This is a genomic window from Oleidesulfovibrio sp. (assembly GCF_047973035.1).
Lineage (GTDB): Bacteria > Desulfobacterota > Desulfovibrionia > Desulfovibrionales > Desulfovibrionaceae > Oleidesulfovibrio.
Map to the genome: position 1 here is coordinate 52882 of NZ_JBKEBF010000004.1, position 6057 is coordinate 58938.

Annotated in this window: 4 protein-coding genes and 1 pseudogene; 1 reads left to right on the forward strand and 4 read right to left on the reverse strand. The window is 50.5% G+C overall.

Features of this window, described 5'->3' with window-relative positions:
- Positions 1–23: 23 nt before the first annotated feature.
- The 3 genes from ACK5LI_RS00665 to ACK5LI_RS00675 form a co-directional block, all read right to left on the reverse strand.
- Positions 24–1109, reverse strand: coding sequence for a peptidylprolyl isomerase (locus ACK5LI_RS00665; RefSeq protein WP_416945702.1), 1086 nt, complete (start codon positions 1107–1109; stop codon positions 24–26).
- A complete protein-coding gene (gene mfd, locus ACK5LI_RS00670) occupies positions 1057–4512 on the reverse strand; it encodes a transcription-repair coupling factor (RefSeq protein ID WP_416945703.1) in 3456 nt (1151 codons plus the stop codon). The genes ACK5LI_RS00665 and mfd overlap by 53 nt, the downstream gene beginning before the upstream one ends.
- A gap of 94 nt (positions 4513–4606) precedes the next feature.
- Positions 4607–5083, reverse strand: coding sequence for a chemotaxis protein CheW (locus tag ACK5LI_RS00675; RefSeq protein WP_416945704.1), 477 nt, complete (start codon positions 5081–5083; stop codon positions 4607–4609).
- 246 nt (positions 5084–5329) lie between these two features.
- Between ACK5LI_RS00675 and ACK5LI_RS00680 the strand changes: the two genes are divergently transcribed.
- Positions 5330–5557, forward strand: coding sequence for a hypothetical protein (locus tag ACK5LI_RS00680; protein WP_416945705.1), 228 nt, complete (start codon positions 5330–5332; stop codon positions 5555–5557).
- Between the two features lie 358 nt (positions 5558–5915).
- Here the strand turns inward: ACK5LI_RS00680 and ACK5LI_RS00685 are convergent.
- Positions 5916–6057 (reverse strand): annotated as a pseudogene (locus tag ACK5LI_RS00685) (IS200/IS605 family transposase); the annotation flags it as partial.

Below are 6057 nucleotides of genomic sequence, written 5' to 3' on the forward strand. Positions count from 1 at the left end.
CAAACTGCAACACCTCGCAATTGCTAGCTTTCTCCGGTTGAATTTTGCAGGTCAAAGATATCACTCCCTTTTTGTGAAGGGAGAGTCAGATCCGGCACGGGTGTTTCATCCTCTGCAGGGCGCAACAGGTGTTCAGAAACTTTAACTTCGGCTGATTTTAAGCGAGCTTCAAGCCAGTCTGCATAAGCCTGTTGCATTTTTTCCTCAACAAGCAGCCGCTCTATAATCGGATATGCCTGCGACGGGCCGAGAACTTTTTCAGGAAGCATGCCCAACATTACAAAAGATTCATATCCGGATTCACCGCTGAGTACCGGTGTGCCCTGACCGACTTCAACTTTTGCCAGGAGCTGCTTCCACGTTCCGTGTATACGATCCTCACGCATCTTCAATTCACGGATAGACAGCTGGCTGAAGCTGCTTAAAACCTCCGCACGAGGAGTTCCGGCAGCAAGCATGTCCCGGGCTTTCTCAACAGTCCCCCTGTCCGGACCGGAGACAAATAGAAAATGCACCCGCTCCGGCAGATAAAAATCACTTAAGTGCTCTTTGTAGTACCCTTCTGCTTCTTCAAAGCTCAAAGTAATCTGCGGCCTGAGAACCTCAGAGCGAAATTTCTCGTTCTGCAGGTGCTGACGGAGCATATACCGCCACCTGCCAAGGTCTATGTAATCTTCTACCAGAACCTTTTCAAACTCACCCGGAGGATAATCGGCACGGACTTCTTCTTCAGCCTTTAACACCTCTTCATCAGTGACAGCCAGCCCTGTTTTTTCCAGCTCCTGCTCTACCAGTCGCTGCGTAACCAGACCGGCCAGCACTCTGCCATAGTCTTTCCGAAGCTGAGCGACGGTGGGCACCATTCCTCCGCTCCAGCTCAAATGATCTAAGTCATAACGGGCTTCAAGCTCTTCCAGAAAGATGGGTTGCCCGTTCACTGTGGCAACAACCCCTTGCTGCGTAGAGTCATCCTTGCAACCCGAGCTGACCAGCAGCAAAACTGAACATATTGCTATTACAATAATTTTCTTCATATTCATATCCAGCATGAAATACTCATGCCCGTAGTTCTTCAAGTTCTGCCTGAAGTCCGGAGAGTCGGGCTTCAAAACAATCGCCTGCCGGCAAAGAGACTTCCATAATCGCAGGCGGAACAAGACGAGCTCTGTCCGCATGTTCTGCAACCCAAGCCACAAGTGCAGCAGGAGAAATCACATCAGCATCCTCAGCCCATGTCAGGCGGACCTTATCAGCAAAGACATCTGCTTTTTGCACTTTTAACGTACCAAGGTAGCGCTTCAGCCTTAGAATGCTGAGAAAGGCTGAAAGCTCTATCGGGAACTGCCCGAAACGGTCGCGCATTTCAAGCTCAATGCTTTCCTGCGCTGCGCCGTCCGCTGCGGAAGAAAGTGCCTTGTAGTACTTCAGGCGTTCCCTGCCGTCATCGATATAGCCTTCAGGAATATGGGCTGTAATACCGATGTTAAGTTCGGTCTGCATTTCATCACGAAGCGGCTCCCCTTTCAGGCGGGCTACTTCTTCTTCAAGCATTTCAAGATACATATCAAGGCCGACTTTCAGCATGTGGCCGGATTGCACTTCTCCAAGAATGTTACCCGCACCTCGCAACCGCAGATCTTCCATGGCAACCTGAAATCCTGCACCAAGGTAGTCCATCTCAAGAATAATCTTAAGCCGTTTACGGGCGATATCAGGAACATTATCCACATCGGGCACAACAAACACCGCATGGGCCTGACGGTCTGAACGGCCTACCCGGCCACGCAATTGGTAGAGCTGACCCAGACCGAACATCTGCGCCTGATCGACTACCAGCGTATTGGCACGCGGAAAATCAAGACCGGATTCAACAATTGCTGTACACACCAAAACATCCAGCTCGGCATGCCAGAATTTGTGCATAGTCTCTTCCAGCGCCTTTTCAGTCATCTGCCCATGCGCAAGCCCGATGCGGGCATCCGGCACCAGAGAACGGACATATTCAGCCACCCGTTCAAGCCCCTGCACCCGATTATGCACCCAGAAAACCTGCCCGTCACGATTCAGCTCTCTCTGCAGCACGCTTTTAAGAACTTCCGGATCACGGTCAATCAAAGCAGTCTGAACCGGCTTTCTTTCCGGCGGCGCTGTTTCAATAACACTCAGTTCACGAATGCCGGACATGGAAAGCTGCAAAGTACGGGGGATCGGCGTAGCTGTCAGCGTCAAGACGTCTACATTTTTACGCATTTTCTTCAGACGCTCTTTATGCCGAACGCCGAATCGTTGTTCTTCATCAAGAATAAGCAGGCTCAGGTTAGGCAAAATGACATCGTTGGAAAGCACTCTATGCGTTCCGATAAGAATATCAATCTGCCCGCGCTCGCAGGCAGAGAGAACTTCTTTCTGCCGCTGACGGGTAACAAACCTGCTGAGCATTCCCACGTTGATCGGAAAATGCCCCAGACGGCTTTTAAACGTCTGGTAATGTTGTTCAGCAAGTACAGTTGTCGGACAAAGCAAAACAACCTGCTTGCCATCCATGGCAGCTCTGAACGCAGCACGCAAAGCAACTTCAGTCTTGCCAAAGCCGACATCACCACAGACAAGCCTGTCCATGGGTTCCGGACGTTCCATATCATTAAGAACATCCTCAATGGCTTTGGCCTGATCGGGAGTTTCCTCAAAGCCGAAAGAGGCTTCAAACTCCCGGTACATATCGCCTACAGGCGAGTACACATAGCCTTTTGCAACCTTTCTCCATGCATACATTTCCACAAGATCGTGAGCGATCTTTTCAATCGCTTTACGGGCTTTTTCCTTGCTGGCGCTCCAACCTGCTCCGCCCAGCTTATCCAATGAAGGGCTGGAACCATCCGGCCCCTTGAAACGCTGAACAAGAGAAAGCCGGTCCACAGGAAGGTAAAGCTTATCGTCACCGGCGTACGTCAGAATAAGATAGTCGTTGGAGACCCCGCCAAGGTCCATCCGATGGAGCCCCTCAAAGCGTGCCACACCGTAATCACGGTGAACCAGCATCGAACCTGATGTCAGATCATCATATGATTTCAGGCCGGCAAAAGCGCCCGAGCGGACACGCTGCTGCTGTGTCCGTGGCTGCAGCACATCCTCGCCCAGAACAATGGAGTTGTCCCAGCCCAGTTCCACGCCTTTGCGAAAGCCGGAAACAAGAGCGAAGACACCCTGCGCCTTTCTATCGTAACGAAGATACGGCAAAACCCCGTCTTGTTCTGCCAAAGAAAGAAACTTTGCACGGCTGCGGGAAGTGCTGAAGCTTAAGATGACCTGACGCTTTGCCTTGCTCCATTGCTTGATAGACTCAATTAAAGCCTGCCAAGGTCTGTCACGTTGCTCCTGCTCGAAGAACAGGTCCTGAAATGCGCCATAGGTACGCTCCGGCAGGTTTTCCCCTTTCTGCTCTACGCCCATAATTAATTCTTCAAAATGAGCGCGTGAAGAGGAACCAACCAAAGCCAGTACATCATCCGCAGAGCGCATGGTCAGCTCAGATGGTTGAACGATGCCATGCTCTCGCTGTTGCAGCTCAGAAAAATCATCCCATATGCGGGCTGCCTGCTTCAGGGAATCGCTAAATTCACGTTCGGCAGGCAAAATATACACTGCCTGCGGAGGAAGCCATTTTTCCAGATACACTGCGTCGCTATAGTACGCACCCGGCAGAATAGTGGCTTTTGCCTCATCAGCCGCGATATCCAGTGTGGCAGGCGCCTCCGAGGGCAGACGGCCGTCCTCTGCTGCTTCTTTCCAGAATTTGCGTGCCGCGCTACGAGGTTCGCCTTCAAGAACAACCGGTGCGGTAGGTAACAACGTTACTTCCTGCAAATTCCCGCGGGAGCGTTGGCTTGAAGGATCGAACACTCGAATCTCTTCAAGCTGATCCCCGAAAAATTCCAGCCGGACGGGCTTTGTATACCCCGGAGGATACACGTCCAGAATATCACCCCGCAAAGCGATTTCACCTGGCTGAGTAGCGTAAGCAACACGGCTGTAGCCCCACTCCACAGCCTGCTCCAGCACAAGCACGGGCCCCATCTCATCACCGACCGCCAGAGTCAACTGATGACGCTCAAATAGCCATAGAGGCGGCAGCTTGGGGACAAAGTTATCAAGCGATACAATGACAGCCTGAGGCATGTGTCTGCGGCTTAAAGCATATAGGCTGGCCATACGGGCAGCCCATGCTGTTCTTCCGGGACTGCCTGCGGGGTGCTGAGGAATAGTTATCCACGGCTGTTCCCACGAAGGGGTGGTCACATCCACATCAGTGGCGGAGACATCAGGCGTAAAAAGAGCAGCCAGCCCTCTGAGTTCTGCCAGCTCTTCAGCATTGCGCGCCACCAGTACTACGTTATGCCCTTCGTCTAAAAGAGCCTTTGCCATCCTAGCACGAGTAGCGAACCCGCTACGCGCAACGTGAATGCACGAAGCAGAGTCAGCACCAAGCCGCTTTATAATCTGTTCAAAAAGCACACCGGTTCCGTAAGCAAAGTTAAACCGTCAACAAACAAAAGCCGCCACCCCGAAAACGGGCTGATGGCGGCTTTAACAAATACACGAGGAAAACCTAGATCGTGTTGAGTACGCTCATGTCTTCCTGTGAAAGCAGTCTATCCAGATCAAGCAGAATCAGCAACCTGTCCTGCAGTTTGCCCACTCCACTGATATAGTCGGATTCCATTCCGGCTACAACAGGTGGCGGGGGCTCTACGGTACCCGCAGGAATACGCAGAACCTCGGAAACAGAGTCCACTATAAAGCCCACAATCATATTATTGATCTCGATTACAATAATACGCGTGTGCTTATCATGTGTTTTAGAGTCCAACCCGAATCTACGACGCAAATCAATGATAGGGATGACTTTACCACGCAGGTTAATCACACCCTCAACAAACTCAGGGGCACGAGGAACCTTGGTAATTTCCATTGTCCGGATGATTTCCTGAACTTTCAGGATCTCAACACCAAACTCTTCCTCACCGATGCTGAACGTCACCAATTGCAGCAGCTCGTCGTCCTGCTTTCTTTGAGTCTCATTCATGCTGACAACTCCTTTGTCAAATCCGTTATCCGGATCGGCTCTTGCCATCGGCAAGAATTTCTTACGCTATTTTGAACCAAAAAAAGAGCAAAGGCAACCCATGTGCAAACAACCTGCATAAAGAGTGCGTACCGCCTGTGGAGCCTTACAAAAGGGTTGTAAAACGGTTCCTGGTCGCGTAAAAGGATTTTTACCTATTTATAACAAGCAGCAAACCTAAAACTCTGCGTTACGGAGCACTTCTTAATGGCTCACATTTTCCCGTATCCTGACGACGTTCCCCTTAATGTACAGATTAAATCTTTAGGAGACGAAGAGTTACTGGACTTTTGGGAGGAAACCCAGTTTCTGGAGAAAGTGTTTCAGGAAGACGCCATCACCGTTCCACAGGCTTCTTTTGAATACGAAAAGCTCATTTTGCAGGAATTGCAACTACGCTCCTGCAGGCGGTGTCTGTCGGAGCGCAGGTTTTAAACAACTGCTGCTCCTTATAAATCAAATTGCGATTGAACTGATTTTCACATCAGACATTCACATCAAGGGCTGCGGAAACAACCTGCGGCCCTTTTTGCTATCAAAGGTCCACATTCTCTAAAGTAGGTCCGCAGCCGCTGCATTGTACACGCCTACCTGCCCTCGTTAAATGTATTCAAACGCTCAAGTCGCAAGCATCCACATATGATTTACTTTCTAGTCCGCGCTATGGCGTAACATTACAAGCTACAAAAAAGGTACCCCCCAGCATAGCTGGGGGTTCTTCATATGCGCCTATAAGGCTTTCTTACTAGCAGCGCCCTAGCAGGCGCACGTTCGTCTGGCATCTGCATCTCTGTTACTTGCGACCCGTAAACGGGTTTCCAGAATATGGAAGAGATAATTGATCACCAAGCTTATCATGCTCAAGTTGGTGCCTAATGTAATCTTGTATCTTTGCCTTATTTTTTCCAACTGTATCTACGTAATATCCACGGCAC